A 17,090-nucleotide genomic window follows, 5' to 3' on the forward strand; every position below is an offset into this window, starting at 1 on the left:
GGTTCGAGTGGCACCTTGAGGCGGCACCTGCCCGGCCGTTCTCACGATGCGTGACCGCTCGGACTCAGGCAGCATGAACCCGACGTCACGGGCGGAGGTTCCTCGCATGTCGCCACGGATCCAGCTCCCGAGCGGTTGGGTGACCTTCGTGTTCACCGACATCGAGGGCTCGACCCGGCTGGCTCAGTTGCTCGGTGCGGACTACCGCCCGGTGCTCGCCGAGCATCGGCGGTTGCTGCGTCGGACCCTGGCCGCCACCGGTGGTGCCGAACTGTTGACCGAAGGCGACTCGTTCTTCCTGGCCTTCGACGACGCGGCGGCGGCACTGACGGCCTGCCTGACCGCCCAGCGGGCGCTGGCGAACCACGACTGGCCGACCGAGGAGGCCGCACCCCGGGTGCGGATGGGCCTGCACACCGGCTACGCCGAGCCCCGCGACGGGGAGTACGCCAGTCCCGAGGTGCACCGGGCCGCGCGGGTGGCGGCGGCCGCACACGGGGGCCAGGTGCTCTGTTCGGCGTCGACGGCCCGCCGGGCCGACCCGCTGCCACCGGGCGCCACCCTGCTGGACCTGGGCCTGCACCGGTTGCGTGGCTTCGACGACCGGGAGCGGCTGTTCCAACTTGTCGCCCCCGGCCTGGAGCGGCAGTTCCCCCGCCCGCGTACCGCCGACGCGGTGACGCACAACCTGCCCACCCAGGTGACCTCGTTCGTCGGGCGTCAGGTCGAGCGCGCCGAGCTGAGTCAACTGGTCGAGCAGCACCGGCTGGTGACGGTGCTGGGCGCGGGCGGCGCGGGCAAGACCCGACTCGCCGTGGAGTTGGCCGCTGGAGTTGTCGAGGCGTACCCCGACGGGGTCTGGTTCGTCGACATCGCCTCGGTGACCGACCCGGGGTTGGTGGCTTTCGCGATCGCCGCGGTCCTGGGGCTGCGGCCCGAGCCGGGTCGCCCGATGCTGGACACGCTCGTCGAGTACGCGGCGGCTCGGCGGATGCTGGTCGTGCTGGACACCTGCGACACGCAACCGGCGGCCTGCGGCGAGGTCATCTCGCGGCTGCTCTCCGGCGGGGGCGGCGTGCGGGTGCTGGCGACCAGTCGCGAGTCGTTCAGCCTGCCCGGCGAGGTGGTGTGGCGCATCCCGCCGCTCTCGGTCGACAGACGTGCCGACGGCGCGGAGAGCGACGCGGTGGCGCTGCTGCTGGACCGTACGGCGGCGGCGCGTGGCGGCCGGCAGCCGGAGCCCGCCGAGTCGGCCGATCTGCGGCGGGTGGTGCGGCGGTTGGACGGGCTGCCGCTCGCCATCGAGTTGGCGGCCGCCCGGCTGCGGGTGCTCTCCGTGGGTCAGCTCGCCGAGCGGCTGGACGACGTCCTCGGCACGCTGGACGCCGGCCGGGAGGACCCGGAGCCACCGCCGGTGGAGCGGGGCTGGTCCGGCAACCAACAGGACACCGTGGACCTGGTCGCGGCGGCGATCGGTACGCCGCCGCCCACCGCGGCGAGCAGGGCCGTGCAGCGGTCGGCCACCGAACGGCACCTGACCATGCAGGCCACCGTGACCTGGTCGTACCGGACGTTGGGGCCGCGGGCCGCGCGGCTGCTGCGCTGGATGGCGGTCTTCGCCGGGCCGGTGGACCTGCCCACCGTCGAGTGGCTGCAGGGCGACGACCCGCTGGATCCACTGTCGGTGCTGGTGGACAAGTCGATGGTGTTGGCCGAGCCGCGTGCCGCCGGCAGCTCGTACCGGATGCTCGACCCGATCCGGGCGTACGCGGCGCGGCGGCTGGCCGAGGCGGGGGAGGAGCAGGCCGCCCGGGACCGGCATGCGGCGTGGTCGGCGCACGCGCTGGAGCGGGCCCACCTGGGGCCGGACGGGCGGCCGGTGACGCTGTCGCTCTACACCCTCGATCCGCTGGCCGACGAGCTGCGGGCCGCCCTGCGGTGGTGTGCCACCGGCGGCAGCGCCCGCGCCGGTCTCCGTCTGGCTGGCGGGCTGGACCAGTGGTGGCGCGAGCGCGGGCTGGCGCGGGAGGGCCGGCTCTGGCTGTTCCGGCTGTACGGGCGGATCGCCGAGACCGGCGAGCGAATTCCGGACGCGGAGCTGGCGGCGGCGTACCACATGCACTCGCTGCACGCCGGCGCCGACGGCGAGTTCGCGGAGGAGCTGCGCTACTCGCAGCGGGCGGAGGCCGCCGCCCGGCAGGCCGGTGACGCTGGTCTGCTGGCCCGGGTGCTCGCCGGCCGGGCCGCGCCCCTTGTGGACATGGGTCAGTTCTTCGAGGCCGAGCGGGTCTGTCGGGAGGTCATCGACTGGGCGCACGGGCAGGAGGTGGTCGGCGAGGCGCTGTTCGCGGTCTTCAGCCTTGCCGAGCTGCTGTGGCGGCGGGGCGCGCTGGGGGAGGCGGCGGACCTGCTGGGAGCGGCCCGTCCGGTGGAGGCCGCCCGTCCGATCGAGCGGGGGCGGCGTTCGGTGGACATGCTGCTCGGGATGGTCGCCCTGGCCCGGGGTGACGTGATCGCCGCGCACGAGCACCTGCTGGTGGCGCTGCGCTCACGGATGGGGCACGGCTACCACGGCCGGGCCTGCGACACCCTGAACGCCATTGCCGTGCGGTGTGCGCTCGGCGGGGACCGGGTGACGGCCGGGCGGCTGTTCGGCGCGGCGCAGGCCACCCGGGCAAGCATGCGGGCGACCCCGGGGATCTACGGCGGCTACTGGGCTGACCAGCAGGCCGAGTTGCGTTCGCTGATGGGCGACGCGGCGTTCGACGACGCGTACGCCGAGGGTGCCGAGTTGAGCCTGGACGAGGCGGTGGCGCTCGCACTCGACGTGGAACATCCGGATCTGGCAGCGGACTCGACCCGCTTCAGCACCGAACTGTCCCAACCCACCCAGTCCCAACACCCAGCAACAAAAACCGAACACGCCTAACCCCGCCCCCCTAACCCCGCCCCCCTAACCCCGCCCCTCTGGTGGGTCGATCATGAAGTTATTGCCACGACACGCCGCGCCGACGGGCAATAACTTCATGATCAACGGGGTGGGGTGGGTGGGGTGGGTGGGGTTGAGCCTTCAGGCGGGCGGCTCGGTCTATGTCGGCCTGCTTGACTGCGGCTACCGAGCCGAAGATGTGGACCGCCTGGTAGTACGTCCAGGCCAGGCTGTGGCAGGCCGGGCGGACGACGGTGTTGTACGTGGCGCAGACCCGCTTCAGGTCCGCGTAGAAGGCGTTGTCCAGGCGGGCCTTGTTGGCGGAGAACTGGCCGACGGCCTTGTAGTTGCGGTAGCCGAAGTCGTGTCGGTAGCAGCCCAGGTTGAAGGTGAAGCCGAGCGGGTTGTCCGGGCTGGACGAGCAGTAGTCGGTGGACCAGACGAAGTTGTACTCGGCCCAGGGCGCCCGGTTGACGCGAGCGCTGTTCCAGGAGTTGTAGCTGGACGCGCTGGTCTGGGTCCAACTCGACAGCACGGACAGCTTCCGTGCGGGGGTGACGGCGGCGGCGGGGGAGGCGATGGCGAGGGTGGCGAGCAGCGCGAGCGCGCCCGAGCTGAACAGGGTGGCGAGACGTCGGGGCACGGGTTACCTCCGCGGGGTATGCGGTGGGACGGAAGTTGCCGGCGGGTCACCGGATGTCGACAAGTTTCGATCAACTGATCAGCTTGCCGGTATGCGCCGCGCGAACTATCGGTGACATACGCCGAAACAGACGAATGCCCCGGGCGCGCGGGCACCCGGGGCATTCGGCGGAGCTGGTCAGCGCAGGAGGAAGGCGGGCGGGCCGGCCGGGCTCTCGTTGGCCGTCCGGTCCAGCGCGGTCAGCCGGTACGTGTAGCGCCGACCGGGCTCGACCGACGTGTCCACCCAGGACCGGGTGTCGCCGGGGGTGGCCCGGACGGTGTCGACCAGGTGGGTAGCGTCGGAGGTGGCGCACCGCCCGGGCAGCGTGGTGCCGTCGAACCGGTAGATCGCGTACGACGTCGCCGTGCCGAGCGGACCCCTGCCGTCGGCGGGCTGACGCCAGGTCAGCCGCACTCCGTCGGCCTCCCGGGTGACCCTGGTGACGACCGGCGGCAGCAGCGGCTTCGCCGGCAGGTGCGGCATGGCCGGCACGAGGGCCAGGCGCGAGTAGTGCTCGGCCGCGTAGATGTCGGTGGCGCCGAGCCGGTTGGCCCGTACCTGGACGGCGGAGAAGTGCACGTTGCCCTGTACCTCGGGGTACGACCGGTGGAGCGTCAGGTGGTCGGACAGCTCACGCGGGTTCTGCCAGTACGGCCCGTACGCCGGATCGCCGCTCTTGTAGTCGGCCTGGCCGATGTAGAGCTGCACCCGGGTGCCGCGTACCGTCTCGGCCCACCACGGCACGAGTCGCGCGTAGTCGGCCGCCGGGTACTGGCCGATGTACCAGTAGAGCTGCGGCACGACGTAGTCGATCCACTCCTCTTTGATCCACTTGCGGGTGTCGGCCGAGATGATGTCGTACGACTGGCTGCCGGTGGTGTCCGAGCCGAGCGGGTCTGCGGTCTTGTTACGCCAGATGCCGAAGGGGCTGACACCGAACTTCACCCACGGCTTCGCCGCCTTGATCCTGCCGCTCATTTCCTGGATCAGCAGGTTGATGTTGTCCCGCCGCCAGTCGGCCCGGTCGGTGAAACCCCGGTTGTACGCCGCGAACGTGGCGTCGTCGGGCACCTGGTAAGTGCCGCTGGGGTAGGGGTAGAAGTAGTCGTCGAAGTGGACGCCGTCGATGTCGTACTTCGTGACCGCGTCCATCATCGCGGTCTGGACGAACTCGCGGACCTCGGGAATTCCGGGGTTGTAGTAGAGCCGGCTGCCGGCCACGCCGGCCGGCGGGTAGGCGAAGGTCCAGTCGGGGTGCCGTCGGGCGGGGTGCCCGGGGGCGAGCTGGTCGAGGTCGGCGCCGGCGCCACCGGGGGCCGGCATGGAGACGCGGTACGGGTTGAACCAGGCGTGGAATTCGAGGTTGCGCCTGTGCGACTCGTCGACCAGGAAGGCCAGCGGGTCCCAGCCGGGGTCCTGGCCGCGCACGCCGGTCAGGTACTCCGACCACGGCTCGTACGGCGAGGGCCAGAGCGCGTCGGCGGTGGGCCGGACCTGTACGACCACGGCGTTGTGGTTGAGTCGTTCGGCCAGGTCGAGCAGTTCCCGGTACTCGGCCTGCTGGGCGGCGATCCGGTCCGGGCTGGTCTGGGACGCCTTGCTGGGCCAGTCGATGTTGACCACCGAAGAGATCCACATCGCCCGGAACTGCCGCTTGGGGGTGGCCGGGTCCGTGGCGCAGGTGGTGGTGCCGGTGGTGTCGACCGCGCCGGGGGTGGCGCTCGCGGGGGTGACGGCGACGAACGTGCCGAGTAGGGCTGTGACCAGCCCGGCGACTCCGAGTCGGGTGGCTTTCATGCGGTGTGTCCCTTCGGTGGGGCTCCCGGATGTTTGCGCGGTGCGCGGCAAGATTCGCCGCCGATGTCCTTGTTCCTGGTAGGAAATTTTCACACTCTGGCAATCGCCGCAAGAGTTCGTGGTTGACCGATCCCTCCGCTGGGTAGCAACGCCGGTCACCGGCCGCCACCGTGGTGGTCGCACGGTGGGAGGGGTGAGCGCATGTCCGTGTTGCGAACCAAACCGATCAAGGACGTCATGGCCCAGGGCGACGCCGACGGCAGCGACGGCAGGTTAGGGCTGAAGAGACGACTCGGTGCCCTCGACCTCACCGGCTTCGGCATCGGCATCGTGATCGGCACCGGCATCTTCACGCTCACCGGCATCGAGGCGCGCGACAGCGCCGGACCGGGTGTGGTGATCTCCTTCGCCATCGCCGGCGTGGTGGCCCTGCTCGCCGCCCTCTGCTACGCCGAGCTGGCCTCCAGCGTGCCGACCGCCGGCAGCGCCTACACCTACGCGTACGCGACGATGGGCGAGATCGTCGCCTGGATCATCGGCTGGGACCTGCTCCTGGAGTTCGCGCTCGGCGCGGCCGTGGTGGCCCGCGGCTGGTCCGGCTACCTGGCCGAACTGCTCGACCTGCCGACCCGGTGGTTCGGTGAGGAGGGCAGCGTCGTCAACGTGGGCGCCATCGCCATCGTGCTGATCCTGGGCGTCGTCGCGATCGTCGGCATCCGGGAATCCGCCCGGATCACCAACCTGCTGGTGCTGGTCAAGGTGGCGATCTGCGTCTTCGTGGTGGTCGCCGGCCTGTTCTTCGTCAAGGCCGCCAACCTCACCCCGTTCATCCCGCCGGCCGAGCCCGCCGGCAGTGGCGACGACGGCATCAAGCAGCCGGTGACGCAGGCGCTCTTCGGGTTGGAGCCGTCGGTGTTCGGCTTCGTCGGAGTGCTCAGCGCCGCGGCGGTGGTCTTCTTCGCGTACACCGGCTTCGAGGCCGTCGCCAACCTGGGCGAGGAGACGCGCAAGCCCAAGCGGGACCTCACCCTGGGCCTGCTCGGCACGCTGCTGATCTCCACCGTGCTCTACATCGGCGTATCGCTGGTGGTCGTCGGCATGGTGCCGTACACCGAGATCGACCGGGGTGCCCCGATCGCCTCGGCGTTCGAGTCGGTCGGCGCCGGCTGGGCGGCGACGCTCGTCTCCATCGCCGCGGTCGCCGGCCTGACCAGCGTCATCCTGGTCGACCTGGTGGCGATGGGCCGGATCGGCTTCGCCATCGCCCGGGACGGCCTGATTCCGCCCTCGATCGCGGCCGTGCACCCGCGCTGGGGCACCCCGTACCGGATCTCCGCGATCATGACGGTGGCGGTCGCGCTGCTGGCCGGCTTCCTGCCGCTATCCGCCCTGGCCGACCTGGTCAGCATCGGCGCGCTCTGTGCGTTCGTGCTGGTCTCGATCGCGGTGCCGATCCTGCGCCGCAAGCGCCCGGACCTGGAGCGGCCGTTCCGGGTGCCGTTCTCGCCCGTGCTGCCGGTCGTGTCCGCGCTGGCCTGCTTCTACCTGATGCTCAACCTGTCGGTGGAGACCTGGCTGCGGTTCCTCGCCTGGATGCTGCTCGGCGCGGTCATCTACTTCGGCTACGGCTACCGCCGCAACCGGCTGGCCCAGCACGAGCCCGCCGTCGCCCCGGCGCCACGCGAGCCGAGCGCCTGACCGGCTCGACGCCGGCCTCGTCGGCCCAGGTCATGAACTCGTGCAGGCCGAACGCGTTGGTCTCGATCGTCTTCCACGCCAGGTCGAGGCGGCGCGGCCGGTCGCCGACCGGGCCGACGCCGTCCTCCCAGCGGGAGCCGGAGACGAAGTTGCCGCCGGGGTAGCGGACCACCGAGACGCCCAGGGCCGGATCGATCGTCAACTGCGCGGTCCACGACGTCCCCCGTTTGTGCAACGTTGTAGGCAACGTTGTAAAGAGCTGGTGACGAGGTATGGTGCGCTGGGTTACATCGGGGAGGTTGCGGGGTGCGACACAGGCTCAAGGACGTGGCCGAGCGGGCCGGCGTCTCGGTGAAGACCGTCTCGAACGTGGTGAACGGCTACGTGCACGTACGTCCGGACACCCGGGCCCGTGTCGAGGAGGCCATCGCCGAGCTGAACTACCGGCCCAACCTCTCCGCCCGCCACCTGCGCAAGGGGCGTACCGGAGTGATCGCCCTGGCCGTGCCGGAACTGGACATCCCGTACTTCGCCGAACTCGCCCGTCACGTCGTCACCGCCGCCGCCGAGTACGGCTGGACCGTGCTCATCGACCAGACCGGTGGGCGGCGCGAGCAGGAGCGAGTGGTCGCCTCCGGCATCACCGACCACCTGATCGACGGGCTCATCTTCAGCCCGCTGGCGCTCACGGCCGAGGATCTGGCCAGCCTCGACGGCACCCCGATGGTGCTACTCGGCGAGCGTGTCGACCACGGGCCCGCCGACCGTGTGGTGATCGACAACGTCACCGCCGCCCGGGAGATCACCGAGCACCTGATCCAGCTCGGCCACCGCCGGATCGCCGCGATCGGCTCGCAGCGCACCGACGAGGGTGCCAGCGCCCGCCTGCGTCTGGCGGGCTACGTCGAGGCGCTGCGCGCCGCCGGCCTGGCCTACGACGAAACCCTCGTGGCGCCCGCGACGGCCTGGCACCGCGGCGACGGCGCGGCCGCGATGCGCGGCCTGCTCACCACTGGGGTACGCGCCGACGCAGTCTTCTGCTTCAACGACACGTTGGCCCTGGGTGCCCTGCGTGCCCTGCACGAGGCCGGCCTGCGCGTGCCCGAGGACGTGGCGGTGGTCGGCTTCGACGACATCGAGGACGGCCGGTTCTCGGTCCCCACGCTGAGCACCGTCGCCCCGGACAAGGAGCAGATCGCCCGGCTGGCCGTCGAACTCCTCGCCAGTCGCCTGGACGGTGACCGCAGCGCCCCCGCCCGCGCGCTCAAGGCGCCCTACCACCTGGAACTACGCGAATCCACCAGGGCCTAGTCGAAGAAGCGGGCCAGGTGGGAGTTCGGGGCCGGCTCGGCATCCGCCGGGAGGGGCGTCAGGTCGGCGAAGATCGACGCGCCGTCGCACCCGGCGTGCAGCGGGTACCACCGTGGGGTGCCCGGCGGCCGGAGCTGGCAGATCCCCTTGAACGTCTGCACGTCCATCAGGCGGACGTGGGTCGGGTCGGCCACCGCGTTGACGTGGCCCCACCAGGGGCTCATGACGTGCAGGACACCACCCGGTCGGAGCACCCGGTGACACTCGTCGACCAGGGGCAGGAAGTCGATCAGGTGCTCCAGGATGTGCACCGCGAACAGGACGTCCACCGAGTTGTCGGCCAGCGGCAACGAGCCGGAGAGGTCCGCCACCGCGTCCACTCCGGGCGCGGGATAGATGTCCAGCCCGAGGTTGCCCGTCCACTGCTTGGTCGGGCCGCAGCCGAGGTCCACCACGACCGGCGCCCGTCCGCCGACGCCGACCTTGCACCAGACGCCGTAGACGCCGGCCAGCCGCCCCACCAGTTCGCGCACCCGCCGGAGGTCCGCAGGCTCGGCGACCTCCCCGCTCAGGTGGGCGACCCCTCGGTCGAACCGCACCTCGACCGCGAGGTCGCGCAGGCGATCGTCGTGCCGGACCTGGTCCGCCCACGCGAGCGCGAGGGACTCGTCGATCAACCGCAGCCGTTCGGCCGAGGGCGGAGTCTGTGCCAAAGCGACCATTCGGGCCACCTCCCGTCGCGCGTTACCCGCATCCGCGCCCGGTATTCCCCTCTTCGCCTTCGCGCGACTGCCGACGGGTGTGTCGGCACGTCCGAGGCGCCTCCCGGTTGAGCGTGATGACCCTGTGGCATCAAGATGCCGCACAGTCATCACGCTCATGGGAGTGCCGCCCGCCGGTCCGGTGCCCTGGAGATCAGCCCGACAGCGTCCGGCGGCCGCCGCGCATCCGTTGGCGGGGCGGGGGATCGGCGGGCTTCGGCCGCGCGGTGTCGCCGTACGGCGTCACGTCCACCATCGAGCCGTCCGGGCCGTACCAGACGAAGACGACCTCCCAGCCGAGGTCGTTGGTCGCTGCCTGGCGGCGGCGGACCAGCAGGGCGTACTCCCACTTGAGCATGGCGTCATTCTCACCCCGCGCCGGCCCGCGGACCTGCATCAATCCTCGGCGATCCGCCCGCCGTCGACCCGCAGCCGCCGGTTGGTCTCGATGGCGGCCAGCATCCGCCGGTCATGGGTGACCAGCAGCAGCGTTCCGGGGTAGCTGGCCAGCGCCGATTCGAGCTGTTCGATGGCGGGCAGGTCGAGGTGGTTGGTGGGCTCGTCCAGCACCAGCAGGTTGACCCCGCGCCCCTGGAGCAGGGCCAGCGCCGCGCGCGTCCGCTCGCCCGGTGACAGGGTCGCCGCCGGCCGCGGAACGTGCGCCGCGCGCAGGCCGAACTTGGCCAGCAACGTCCGCGCGTCCGCCGGCGACATCTGCGGTACGGCCGCCTGGAACGCGTCGATCAGCGGTACGTCACCGAGGAACAGTCCTCGGGCCTGGTCCACCTCGCCGACCACCACGCCCGGCCCGAGCGATGCGGTGCCCTCGTCCAGCGGCAGCCGCCCCAGCAGCGCGGCCAGGAGGGTGGACTTGCCCGAGCCGTTCGCCCCGGTCACCGCCACCCGGTCCGCCCAGTCGATCTGGAGGTTGACCGGCCCGAGGGTGAAGCCTCCCCGACGTACCACCGCGTGTCGGAGCGTGGCCACGACGGCACCGGCGCGGGGCGCGGCGGCGATCTCCATCCGCAGTTCCCACTCCTTGCGGGGTTCCTCGACCACCTCGAGGCGTTCGATCAGCCGATCGGTCTGCTTGGCCTTGGCGGCCTGCTTCTCGCTCGACTCGGCTCGCAACTTGCGGCCGATCTTGTCGTTGTCCGTGGCCTTGCGGCGGGCGTTCTTCACGCCCTTCTCCATCCAGCCCCGCTGCGTGCGGGCCCGCGCCTCCAGGCCCGCCTTCGTGTCGGCGTACTCCTCGAAGTCCGCGCGGGCGTGCCGCCGCGCGACCTCGCGCTCCTCCAGATAGGCCGCGTAGCCGCCGCCGTAGTGGTTGACCTGCTGCTGCGGCAGGTCCAGCTCCACCACCCGGGTCACCGTGCGGGTCAGGAACTCCCGGTCGTGGCTGACCAGCACCGTGCCGGCACGCAGCCCGGTGACGAACTCCTCCAGCCGATCCAACCCGGCCAGGTCCAGGTCGTTCGTCGGCTCGTCGAGCAGGAACACGTCGTACCGGCTGAGCAGCAGCGACGCCAGCCCGGCCCGGGCCGCCTGGCCGCCGGAGAGGCCGGTCATCGGGTGGTCCAGGTCGACAGCGAGTCCCAGGTCGGCGCTCACCTGCTCGGCGCGTTCGTCCAGGTCCGCGCCGCCGAGGGCGAGCCAGCGCTCCAATGCGTCGCCGTACGCGTCGTCGGCGCCGGCCGCTCCCGCGGTGAGCGCCTCGGTCGCCGCGTCCAGCGCCGCCTGCGCGGCGGTCACCCCGGTCCGGCGGGCCAGGAAGTCACGCACCGTCTCGCCCGGTCGCCGCTCCGGCTCCTGCGGCAGGTGCCCGACGCTCGCCGTGGGCGGGCTGAGCCGCACAGTGCCGGCCTCGACCGGCAACAACCCGGCGAGGGTACGCAGCAGCGTCGACTTCCCGGCGCCGTTCGGCCCGACCAGGCCGACCACGTCGCCCGGGGCGACGACCAGGTCCAGTCCGGCGAAGAGTGGGCGGTCGCCGTGCCCGGCGGCCAGGTCCTTGACGATCATCGTGGCGCTCATCAGGACGGCAGCCTATCCGGCCGCCCGCATGAGACCCGCCCCCAGCGGGCAGACTCCATGACGTGGTGACCACACTGGCGATCGACTGCGGTGGCGGCGGCATCAAGGCGTCGGTCCTCGACGAGGCCGGCACGATGCGCGCCCGACCGTTGCGGGTGCCGACCCCGTACCCGCTGCCTCCCGCCCTGTTCGTGCGGACCCTGCTGGACCTCGGTGGGCGGCTGCCCACGGCCGACCGGCTGACCGTCGGTGTCCCCGGGATGATCCGGCACGGCGTGGTGGTGGCCACCCCGCACTACGTCACCCGCAGCGGACCCCGGTCCCGGGTCGACCCGGACCTGCTGGCCGAGTGGTCCGGCTGGGACGCGCGCGGTGCGCTGGCCGACGCGTTCGGGGTGCCGGCGCTGGTGCTCAACGACGCTGAGGTGCATGGGGCCGGTGTGGTGGCGGGTACCGGTTGTGAACTGGTGTTGACGCTGGGGACGGGGCTGGGCAGCGCTCTCTTCGACGGGGGAGTCCTCGCGCCGCACCTGGAGCTGTCGCACGCGCCGGTGCGGTGGGGCACCACCTACGACACGTACGTGGGCGAGCCGGAGCGTCGCCGACTGGGCGACGCCTTCTGGTCCCGCCGCATCCGGCAGGTCGTGGACGGGCTGCGCCCGGTGTTCCGGTGGGACCGGCTCTACCTGGGCGGGGGCAACTCGCGGCTGATCCGACCGGAGCAGCTGGCCCGGATGGGCGACGACGTGGTGGTGGTGCCGAACACAGCCGGGATCGTCGGCGGTGTACGCGCCTGGGAGCTGTCCGCCGGGCGCCGGGACGCCCGAGCCTGACCCTATTTCGACCTGGGGAACAGTCGCCAAACGCCGAGTGTTGTGCCAGCGTCGGAACAGGTGACGGCGCGACCCGAGGAGGTGGGCAGATGGATCTTCTGGCGGACTACCGACGGGCGACCATGTTCTTCGAAACCGGTGACCCGAGCGGAGCGGCCCGACTGCTGGAGCCGATCGTGGACGCCGAGCCCGGCAACGCGGCCGTCCGGCAGTTGCTGGCCCGGGCGTACTTCCAGTCGGCCCAGCTCAACCGGGCCGAGGAACAGTTGCGGGAGCTGGTCGACCGGGACCCGAGCGACCACTACGCGCACCACGTGCTGGGACGGACGCTGGAACGGCTCAACCGGCACACCGACGCGCTGCGGCACCTGCGGATCGCCGCGGCGATGTACGCGACCAACAACGACTACCGGATCGCCCTGCAACGGGTCGAGACCCGCGTGGGCGGCACGCGCTGAGCGTGGAACGGCGACGTGGCAGGGGCGGTCCTCCGGGGCCGCCCCTCCGTCGTCCGGTGGGTTTGCCGCCGGACATGCCTAGGATGGCGGACATGGGACCTGACCGGCCGGGGGCTGCGGCATGAAGCTCAAGCTGGACCTGCACGAGATCTTCAACAAGGGGCAGGACATCGACCGCGCGCTGCGCGGAATCATGGACGAGGCGGTTACGAAGAAGGCCACCCTCGTCGAGATCATTCCGGGCAAGGGGTCGGGTCAGCTCAAGAAGCGGGTGCTGCGGTTCCTCGACCAGAAGGATGTCAAGCAGCTCTACCACCGGGTGGAGAAGGACTCGAAGAATTTCGGCCGCCTCTTCGTGCACTTCCGCTGGAAGTAGCAACGCGAAGGGCGCTGGCCATCCGCTGTGGCTGCCCGCCGGTGTCGATGTGCTGTGGAGCGGTATACCTCAGGGGTATGAATATGACTCCGAGGTATACCGCTGACGAACGCATCCGCCCGCACGGAGGTGACTGACGGTCACCACCGTCGGTCGGCCCCAGCCAGGGTTAGGACCTACTCGTCTAGGTGAGCATCGGGCGGAGGCAGGCAGTGGCGGGGCATCATCCGCCGGGCCGGCCGGACGGCAGCGATGGTGCCACGGTGACGAGTCGGGTCGTCGGTTCCAGATGGGTTCAGAGTTTCCGGGGGAAGGCAGGGGCCGCCTTGCGAATCACGTCGCACCCACCCGACGTGGTCCGGGCGACAGTCGACCATCCGGCCGGCTCGCACGATGTCGGGTCGTCGGCCACCGTCATGACCAGCCACTTCCCGTCGCAGCACCACCGCAGGGTCGGTCCCGCGGCACTGTCACACCGTGCGTCCGGTGAAGGATGGCTGGCGCATCTCCGTAGGATGTTTCGTCGGGCTCACCGACAATTGTCGACTGGCTCTCTGGTCGTAGTGAAGGGCGTTTTCCGATGGTGGACAGAAACGACGTCGAGTCCGCGGCGGCACTGGTCGAGGGGCGGGTCCGTCAGACGCCAGTCATCACCGTCGACGGCGCCGACCTCGGGGTGCCCGGGCTGCTCAGCCTCAAGCTGGAGCTGCACCAGCACACAGGCTCGTTCAAGCCGCGCGGCGCGTTCAACCGGATGCTCCAGGGTGCGCTGCCGTCGGCGGGGGTGATCGCCGCGTCGGGGGGCAACCACGGCTTGGCGGTCGCGTACGCGGCCCGGTCGCTGGGCGTGCCGGCGGAGGTCTTCGTGCCGGTCACCGCCTCGCCGGTGAAGGTGCAGCGCCTGGCCGGGCTGGGCGCGCAGGTGCGGCAGGTGGGCCAGCACTACGCCGAGGCGTTGGCCGCCAGCACCCAGCGGGCAGACGAGACCGGCGCGCTGGTGGTGCACGCGTACGACCAGCCGGAGGTGGTGGCCGGTCAGGGCACCGTTGGTCGGGAGTTGGAGCGCCAGCTCGACGGGATCGACACAGTGCTGGTGGCGGTCGGCGGTGGTGGATTGGTGTCGGGCATCGCGACCTGGTTCGACGGGTCGGTGCGCGTCGTCGGCGTCGAGCCGGAGCAGATCCCGACCCTGCACACCGCCCTCAAAGCGGGTCGGCCGGTCGACATCGAGGTGGGCGGCATCGCCACGGATTCGCTGGGTGCCCGCCGGATCGGCGACATCGCGTTCGAGACCGCCCGTCGTACCGGCGTGGTCTCCGTGCTGGTGCGCGACGAGGATCTGGCGCGCGCGCGGCGGCTGCTCTGGTCGGAGCTGCGGGTAGCCGCCGAGTTGGGCGGCGCCGCCGCGTTGGCCGCTCTGGTCGGAGGCGCGTACGTGCCGCAGGCGGGCGAACGCGTCGCGGTGATCGTCTGCGGTGGCAACACCGACCCGAGCGACCTGGGCCCGGCGGCGCCGCACTGACCGGTGGGTCCGGCGACTGATGTGCGCCGCCGGACCCCCGGTTCGTCTTCTCAGAGGGGATAGGTGCGGGCGACCGCGAGCGTCTCGGAGCTGTGCGACCCGACGACACCGACGGCGGCAGGCCGGGGGCGGAAGCCGGGCAGCGCGTCCAACCCGTCACTGGCGTCCATAGCCCGCAGCGCCACCTGCGTGGCGATCGGCCGCAGCGTCAACGTGACCTCGACACCCTCCGTCGGCGCGGCGTGGAAGACCAGTCCGAATCCCCACCTGCCCGCGCGGGGCTCCACCGGCACCGCCCGCCCGGCCACCTCGGCGCGCAGCACGGTGGCGGTCGCCGTGTCGACGTGCAGGGTGGCGAGCCGGACCGCCCGCTGCGGGGTGAGCCGCAGCCGCAGCGTCCGCTCACCGCCGGCGCTGGTGTTGGCCAGCACGTCGAGCTTCGGCGCCGGCAGGGTCGCCGCCTGCGCCGGCCCGGATCGCAGCTCGCCGTCGCCGAGCCCGGGGAAGTCGTCGCCGACGTCGGCCACCCCGTCCACGTAGCCGTCCGTCCACGGCTGCGGGTCGGCCTCGTGGCTCAGCCAGCGGGCCTGCCCGGTGCCGGCGTCCAGGGCGTACATCAGGTGGGTGGGCGCGGGATGGGCGGCGTCGAAGCGGTCGACGGCCAGCCCGACCCCGGCGAGCACCACCGCCGCCACGGCGGCGGCCCCGGCCGGCAGCACCGCGAGTCGCCGGGCCCGCAGCGCCACCAGTCCGCGCTGCCCGCCGGCCTGCGGGTGCAGCAGGTCGACAACCGGCAGCGCGGTGAGGCCGAGCAGCACCGCGACCAGCGCGGCCACCCCACCCATCGCCATGCCCAGCGCGGGGAAGAGCAGTACCACCGTCGGCAGCAGGATCACCACGCCGACGGCCGTAGCCGCGGTCACCGCCACCACCGGCCACGGCCCGGTCTGCCGCGTGCGCAGCGCCACCAGACCGCCGAGGGCCCCGGCGAGCGCCGGCAGGGTGGTGAGGTACGCCCCGCCGGGCACCGCCACGGCGAGCAGCACCCCGAGCAGGGCCAGCCAGGCCAACCCGCCGGCGGCGAGCGCGGCCGGGCCGATCCGGCGGCGGACCAGCGCATACCAGGTGAACAGGATGGCGGCGGCGAGCGCCAGCACCGCCAACCGGTACCAGACCGGCCGGTACGGGTCGAGCAGTTCCGCGTACCCGGGACGAATCGCGGTGATCGCCAGCCAGAGCAGTTGTGCGGCGACCGGCGCGACCACGACCGGCACCAGAGCGAGGCCGAAACCGGCGACCAGCTGTCCGGTGCTGGCCCGGCCACTGCGGCGGATCAGCCAGCCCAATGCCGCGACCGCGAGCACCGCGAGCAGGGCCAGCGGCAGGACGAGCCAGCCCGGGTAGCGGACCAGCCCACCCGGGACGGGGAAGTAGGTCGCGTCGTACCCGGAGCGCAGGTCGGTGAGGTCGGTGCGGCCGAACTCCCGGGCCATGCCCAGCGCGTTGTCCCCGTGCTGCTGGAGGCTGCCCCGATCCATCGCGGCCGGGGTGTCCAACGGCGTGTGGTAGATCGCGCCACCGTCGATGTACGCCGAGTTCAGCCCGACGAACTTCTGGTCGCGAAAGGCGGTGAAATCGGTGTCGTTGGGCAGCGCCCGGTAGATCTCCACCGCGAACGAGGTGCCGACGGGGTGCGGGGCGGCCCGGCCGAAGACGTCCACCAGCTTCGCGTTGTTCTTCGACGTCTCGAACATGATCACCGGGCCGGTGGCGCCGCGCGCCTCCAGGTTGAGCACCACACCGCCGTCGGCGGCGAGCGGGTGACTCGCGGCGAACGCGGCCGCACCGCAGAGGCACGCCTCCTCGGCGTCGGTCAGCACGAAGACGACGTCGTTGCGGGGCCGGGGGCCGGTGGACAGCGCGCGGGCCACCTCCAGGATGGCCGAGGTGCCGGCCGCGTCGTCGTTGCCACCCGGCCCGGTCTGCACCGAGTCGTAGTGGGCGACCAGGAACACCCGGCCGGTCGGGTCGGTGCCGGGCAGGCGGGCGACCACGTTCCGTACCCGGGCCACTGTCGCCCCGCCGGCCGCCCCGCTGAGCTGGCCGGCCTCCGGCGCGACGGTGTCCTGCACGTCCGTCTCCAGGCCCAGGCCGCGCAGCTTCTGCTCGACGTGCGCGCGAACCTGGTCGTTGGCCGGGCTCCCGGCGACGTGCGACCGGGCCGCGATCACCTGCACGTCCGCGTACGCCCGGGCGGCGCTGAACTCGTCCGCCGGCGCGTCGGCCGGCCTCGGCGTCGGGGTGCGCAGGTCGAGCAGGCTGCCGGCGCCGACGGCCGCCAGCGCGACCAACGCCGCCGCGGCGGCCAGGAGCCGCCGACGCGGTCGGGTCAGCGCACGGTCGGCAGGGGGTACGCCCGGACCGGGCCGGAGCGGTACGTCCGCCGTGACGGGGCTGGGGGGTGCGCCCATCCGAACTCCTCGAAGGTGGTGGGGCGTGGGGGTTGCACCATCCTGCCCGTCGATGCGTCGGAAGGGGACGGCCGTGCGTCCACCGATCTTCCGCCTGTCAGGGGGTGCCCGGCCGTCCGCTTTGCCCCCGGTTCTCCGGCCGGCAGTGATCCTGCCCATCCCCGCCCCGTGCCGCGGCCATCGTGTTGTGTGCGACCGTTGTCTAATACAGGATC

13 protein-coding genes and 1 pseudogene are annotated in these 17,090 nt (G+C 72.1%); 7 read left to right on the forward strand and 7 right to left on the reverse strand.

What is annotated here, in order from left to right; genetic code table 11:
- Nucleotides 1–106: 106 nt before the first annotated feature.
- Nucleotides 107–2,929: an ATP-binding protein gene (locus ACGFH9_RS05915; protein WP_393215900.1), complete on the forward strand. Its 2,823-nt coding sequence runs from the start codon at nucleotides 107–109 to the stop codon at nucleotides 2,927–2,929.
- Nucleotides 2,930–2,987: 58 nt separating this feature from the next.
- Here ACGFH9_RS05915 and ACGFH9_RS05920 read toward each other — a convergent pair whose 3' ends face one another.
- Nucleotides 2,988–3,572, reverse strand: a complete 585-nt coding sequence (locus ACGFH9_RS05920; RefSeq protein ID WP_393215903.1) for a phospholipase — start codon at nucleotides 3,570–3,572, stop codon at nucleotides 2,988–2,990.
- A gap of 177 nt (nucleotides 3,573–3,749) precedes the next feature.
- Entirely contained in the window at nucleotides 3,750–5,411 is a 1,662-nt protein-coding gene (locus ACGFH9_RS05925; protein ID WP_393215906.1) for a glycoside hydrolase family 10 protein, read from the reverse strand.
- A gap of 201 nt (nucleotides 5,412–5,612) precedes the next feature.
- Here ACGFH9_RS05925 and ACGFH9_RS05930 point away from each other — a divergent pair, with 201 nt between their 5' ends.
- Complete coding sequence (locus ACGFH9_RS05930) at nucleotides 5,613–7,109, forward strand: amino acid permease (RefSeq protein ID WP_393215909.1); 1,497 nt, start codon at nucleotides 5,613–5,615, stop codon at nucleotides 7,107–7,109.
- On the opposite strand, the pseudogene ACGFH9_RS05935 reads toward ACGFH9_RS05930, so the two are convergent.
- Nucleotides 7,108–7,296: pseudogene (locus ACGFH9_RS05935) on the reverse strand (alpha-L-arabinofuranosidase); the annotation flags it as partial. The gene ACGFH9_RS05930 and the pseudogene ACGFH9_RS05935 sit on opposite strands and share 2 nt — an antisense overlap.
- 119 nt (nucleotides 7,297–7,415) lie before the next feature.
- Here ACGFH9_RS05935 and ACGFH9_RS05940 point away from each other — a divergent pair.
- Nucleotides 7,416–8,420, forward strand: a complete 1,005-nt coding sequence (locus ACGFH9_RS05940; protein ID WP_393215912.1) for a LacI family DNA-binding transcriptional regulator — start codon at nucleotides 7,416–7,418, stop codon at nucleotides 8,418–8,420.
- On the opposite strand, the gene ACGFH9_RS05945 is transcribed toward ACGFH9_RS05940, so the two are convergent.
- The 3 genes from ACGFH9_RS05945 to ACGFH9_RS05955 all read right to left on the reverse strand — a co-directional run bounded on the left by ACGFH9_RS05945 (nucleotide 8,417) and on the right by ACGFH9_RS05955 (nucleotide 11,215).
- Entirely contained in the window at nucleotides 8,417–9,142 is a 726-nt protein-coding gene (locus ACGFH9_RS05945; RefSeq protein WP_393215915.1) for a methyltransferase domain-containing protein, read from the reverse strand. The two genes, ACGFH9_RS05940 and ACGFH9_RS05945, sit on opposite strands and share 4 nt — an antisense overlap.
- A 193-nt stretch (nucleotides 9,143–9,335) precedes the next feature.
- A complete protein-coding gene (locus tag ACGFH9_RS05950) occupies nucleotides 9,336–9,539 on the reverse strand; it encodes a hypothetical protein (RefSeq protein WP_393215918.1) in 204 nt (67 codons plus the stop codon).
- A 38-nt stretch (nucleotides 9,540–9,577) separates the two neighbouring features.
- Nucleotides 9,578–11,215 carry an ABC-F family ATP-binding cassette domain-containing protein gene (locus ACGFH9_RS05955; RefSeq protein WP_393215921.1) on the reverse strand — a complete coding sequence of 546 codons (1,638 nt, stop codon included), beginning with the start codon at nucleotides 11,213–11,215 and terminating at the stop codon, nucleotides 9,578–9,580.
- Nucleotides 11,216–11,277: 62 nt separating this feature from the next.
- Between ACGFH9_RS05955 and ACGFH9_RS05960 the strand changes: the two genes are divergently transcribed.
- The 4 genes from ACGFH9_RS05960 (at nucleotide 11,278) to ACGFH9_RS05975 (ending at nucleotide 14,404) form a co-directional block, all read left to right on the forward strand.
- A complete protein-coding gene (locus tag ACGFH9_RS05960; RefSeq protein WP_393215924.1) occupies nucleotides 11,278–12,048 on the forward strand; it encodes an ROK family protein in 771 nt (256 codons plus the stop codon).
- Nucleotides 12,049–12,137: 89 nt separating this feature from the next.
- The gene (locus ACGFH9_RS05965) at nucleotides 12,138–12,506 is read left to right on the forward strand and encodes a tetratricopeptide repeat protein (RefSeq protein WP_393215927.1); all 369 of its coding nucleotides are present in this window, start codon (nucleotides 12,138–12,140) and stop codon (nucleotides 12,504–12,506) included.
- 121 nt (nucleotides 12,507–12,627) lie between these two features.
- Nucleotides 12,628–12,882, forward strand: coding sequence for a Smr/MutS family protein (locus ACGFH9_RS05970; protein ID WP_357818403.1), 255 nt, complete (start codon nucleotides 12,628–12,630; stop codon nucleotides 12,880–12,882).
- 580 nt (nucleotides 12,883–13,462) lie between these two features.
- Entirely contained in the window at nucleotides 13,463–14,404 is a 942-nt protein-coding gene (locus tag ACGFH9_RS05975) for a threonine/serine dehydratase (RefSeq protein ID WP_393215930.1), read from the forward strand.
- Between the two features lie 50 nt (nucleotides 14,405–14,454).
- On the opposite strand, the gene ACGFH9_RS05980 is transcribed toward ACGFH9_RS05975, so the two are convergent.
- Nucleotides 14,455–16,875: a M28 family peptidase gene (locus ACGFH9_RS05980; RefSeq protein WP_393215933.1), complete on the reverse strand. Its 2,421-nt coding sequence runs from the start codon at nucleotides 16,873–16,875 to the stop codon at nucleotides 14,455–14,457.
- Between the last annotated feature and the right edge of the window lie 215 nt (nucleotides 16,876–17,090).

It is taken from the genome of Micromonospora sp. NPDC049102, assembly GCF_043197485.1.
In the GTDB taxonomy this organism is placed as follows: domain Bacteria; phylum Actinomycetota; class Actinomycetes; order Mycobacteriales; family Micromonosporaceae; genus Micromonospora.